2 rRNA genes (1 of these 2 running past the window's edge) are annotated in these 3,839 nt (G+C 56.8%); both read left to right on the forward strand.

Annotation, left to right across the window (positions count from 1 at the left end):
- Positions 1–257 precede the first annotated feature (257 nt).
- A 16S ribosomal RNA gene (locus AC1RIF_RS27205) occupies positions 258–1,774 on the forward strand.
- 325 nt (positions 1,775–2,099) lie between these two features.
- A 23S ribosomal RNA gene (locus AC1RIF_RS27210) occupies positions 2,100–3,839 on the forward strand (it continues 1,487 nt past the right edge of the window).
- Together the 16S and 23S rRNA genes form the textbook arrangement of a ribosomal RNA operon.

The following is a 3,839-nucleotide window of genomic DNA, read 5'->3' on the forward strand; positions in this document are numbered from 1 at the left end:
CGGTTGCCCCGGAACGAGGAGCCTTTGGGTTTCTGGTGATGGTGTGTGCGTGTTCTTTGAGAACTCAACAGTGTGTCGATGAATGTCAGTGCCAATTTTTGGTACTCCGCATCCTTTTTGGGTGTGGGTATGTGCTGATCGTTCCATTCTTCCGTCTGGGATGGTCAGTGTTTGAATGCTAGTTTGAGTTTTTTTGCTAGTGATTTGACTCGATGTCTATGACTGATTAGCCGGCTTGCCGGTGAAATCTAGAGTCTTCAACGGAGAGTTTGATCCTGGCTCAGGACGAACGCTGGCGGCGTGCTTAACACATGCAAGTCGAGCGGTAAGGCCCTTCGGGGTACACGAGCGGCGAACGGGTGAGTAACACGTGGGTGATCTGCCCTGCACTTCGGGATAAGCCTGGGAAACTGGGTCTAATACCGGATATGACCTTAGGCTGCATGGTCTTTGGTGGAAAGGTTTACTGGTGCAGGATGGGCCCGCGGCCTATCAGCTTGTTGGTGGGGTAATGGCCTACCAAGGCGACGACGGGTAGCCGGCCTGAGAGGGCGACCGGCCACACTGGGACTGAGACACGGCCCAGACTCCTACGGGAGGCAGCAGTGGGGAATATTGCACAATGGGCGAAAGCCTGATGCAGCGACGCCGCGTGAGGGATGACGGCCTTCGGGTTGTAAACCTCTTTCAGCAGGGACGAAGCGAGAGTGACGGTACCTGCAGAAGAAGCACCGGCCAACTACGTGCCAGCAGCCGCGGTAATACGTAGGGTGCGAGCGTTGTCCGGAATTACTGGGCGTAAAGAGCTCGTAGGCGGTTTGTCGCGTCGTCTGTGAAAACCAGCAGCTCAACTGCTGGCTTGCAGGCGATACGGGCAGACTTGAGTACTGCAGGGGAGACTGGAATTCCTGGTGTAGCGGTGAAATGCGCAGATATCAGGAGGAACACCGGTGGCGAAGGCGGGTCTCTGGGCAGTAACTGACGCTGAGGAGCGAAAGCGTGGGTAGCGAACAGGATTAGATACCCTGGTAGTCCACGCCGTAAACGGTGGGCGCTAGGTGTGGGTTTCCTTCCACGGGATCCGTGCCGTAGCTAACGCATTAAGCGCCCCGCCTGGGGAGTACGGCCGCAAGGCTAAAACTCAAAGGAATTGACGGGGGCCCGCACAAGCGGCGGAGCATGTGGATTAATTCGATGCAACGCGAAGAACCTTACCTGGGTTTGACATATACCGGAAAGCCGTAGAGATACGGCCCCCCTTGTGGTCGGTATACAGGTGGTGCATGGCTGTCGTCAGCTCGTGTCGTGAGATGTTGGGTTAAGTCCCGCAACGAGCGCAACCCTTGTCCTGTGTTGCCAGCGCGTAATGGCGGGGACTCGCAGGAGACTGCCGGGGTCAACTCGGAGGAAGGTGGGGACGACGTCAAGTCATCATGCCCCTTATGTCCAGGGCTTCACACATGCTACAATGGCCGGTACAGAGGGCTGCGATACCGTGAGGTGGAGCGAATCCCTTAAAGCCGGTCTCAGTTCGGATCGGGGTCTGCAACTCGACCCCGTGAAGTCGGAGTCGCTAGTAATCGCAGATCAGCAACGCTGCGGTGAATACGTTCCCGGGCCTTGTACACACCGCCCGTCACGTCATGAAAGTCGGTAACACCCGAAGCCGGTGGCCTAACCCTTGTGGAGGGAGCCGTCGAAGGTGGGATCGGCGATTGGGACGAAGTCGTAACAAGGTAGCCGTACCGGAAGGTGCGGCTGGATCACCTCCTTTCTAAGGAGCACTTCTCCGGTCCATCACTCACACAGGTGAGTCGATGATCGGCAGAGCCCGTTTCTGCTCCCACATGTGGAGCGGCGGGAGCTCATGGGTGGAACACTGACTACCTCATCCACGGATCAGCGGGCCCGAGTGCCGGCTGGTGGGTGATATATCGATGCACTGTTGGGTCCTGAGAGAACACGCGAGTGTTTCCTCGAAGGAGAAACGACAAGACCTGAATGTGGTCATACCGCGGTGCGGAAGTGCCGGCTGGTGCCACGTGAGTTCGGGTGTTGTGTGTTGTTTGAGAACTGCACAGTGGACGCGAGCATCTTTGTTGTAAGTAATGAAGAGCGTACGGTGGATGCCTTGGCACCAGGAGCCGATGAAGGACGTAGGAGGCTGCGATAAGCCTCGGGGAGCTGTCAACCGAGCTGAGATCCGAGGATTTCCGAATGGGGAAACCCAGCCACAGTGATGTGTGGTTACCCGCGCCTGAATATATAGGGCGTGTGGAGGGAACGTGGGGAAGTGAAACATCTCAGTACCCACAGGAAGAGAAAACAATAGTGATTCCGTGAGTAGTGGCGAGCGAAAGCGGAAGAGGCTAAACCATGGATGTGTGATAGCCGGCGGGCGTTGCATTCGTGGGGTTGTGGGATCCATTTTGTCAATTCTGCCGGGTTGGCCAACAGTAAGAAATCATCGTGTTAGTCGAAGTGGTCTGGAACGGCCTGTCGTAGAGGGTGAGAATCCCGTAGACGAAAACATGGTGACTGTTGTAGTGGACACCCAAGTAGCAGCGGGCCCGTGAAATCTGCTGTGAATCTGTCGGGACCACCCGATAAGCCTGAATACTCCCTGGTGACCGATAGCGGACTAGTACCGTGAGGGAAAGGTGAAAAGTACCCCGGGAGGGGAGTGAAATAGTACCTGAAACCGTGCGCTTACAATCCGTCAGAGCCTGCGCCACTTCGGTGGGTGGGTGATGGCGTGCCTTTTGAAGAATGAGCCTGCGAGTTAGTGGCATGTCGCGAGGTTAACCCGTGTGGGGTAGCCGTAGCGAAAGCGAGTCCGAATAGGGCGAGTCAGTGGCATGTTCTAGACCCGAAGCGGAGTGATCTACCCATGGCCAGGGTGAAGCGACGGTAAGACGTCGTGGAGGCCCGAACCCACTTAGGTTGAAAACTGAGGGGATGAGTTGTGGGTAGGGGTGAAAGGCCAATCAAACTCCGTGATAGCTGGTTCTCCCCGAAATGCATTTAGGTGCAGCGTCGCGTGTTTCACTCTGGAGGTAGAGCTACTGGATGGCCGATGGGCCCCACAAGGTTACTGACGTCAGCCAAACTCCGAATGCCAGAGTGTGAGAGCGCGGCAGTGAGACTGCGGGGGATAAGCTTCGTAGTCGAGAGGGAAACAGCCCAGATCGCCGGCTAAGGCCCCTAAGCGTGTACTAAGTGGAAAAGGATGTGGGGTCGCGAAGACAACCAGGAGGTTGGCTTAGAAGCAGCCACCCTTGAAAGAGTGCGTAATAGCTCACTGGTCAAGTGATCCTGCGCCGACAATGTAGCGGGGCTCAAGTACACCGCCGAAGCCGCGGCATTCACATAACACCCACTTCCTCCTGCGGGGGGTTGTGCAGTGGTGTGGATGGGTAGGGGAGCGTCGTGCAGCCATGGAAGCAGCGGGGTGACCTAGTTGTGGAGGCTGCACGAGTGAGAATGCAGGCATGAGTAGCGAAAGACGAGTGAGAAACTCGTCCGCCGAATGACCAAGGGTTCCTGGGCCAGGTTAATCCGCCCAGGGTGAGTCGGGACCTAAGGCGAGGCCGACAGGCGTAGTCGATGGACAACGGGTTGATATTCCCGTACCCGTGTGAACGCGCCCCTGGTGAATCAGTGATGCTAAGCGCCCTGAAGCTGCTTTCGGACCTTCGGGTTTGGGGGTGGTGGATGCGCGTGAACCGATCTGGTAGTAGCCAAGCGATGGGGTGACGCAGGAAGGTAGCTGAGCCAGTCAGTGGTAATACTGGTGTAAGCGTGTAGGGCGTGACCTAGGCAAATCCGGGTCACATACG

It is taken from the genome of Prescottella sp. GW823-FHT02E09 (assembly GCF_058797375.1).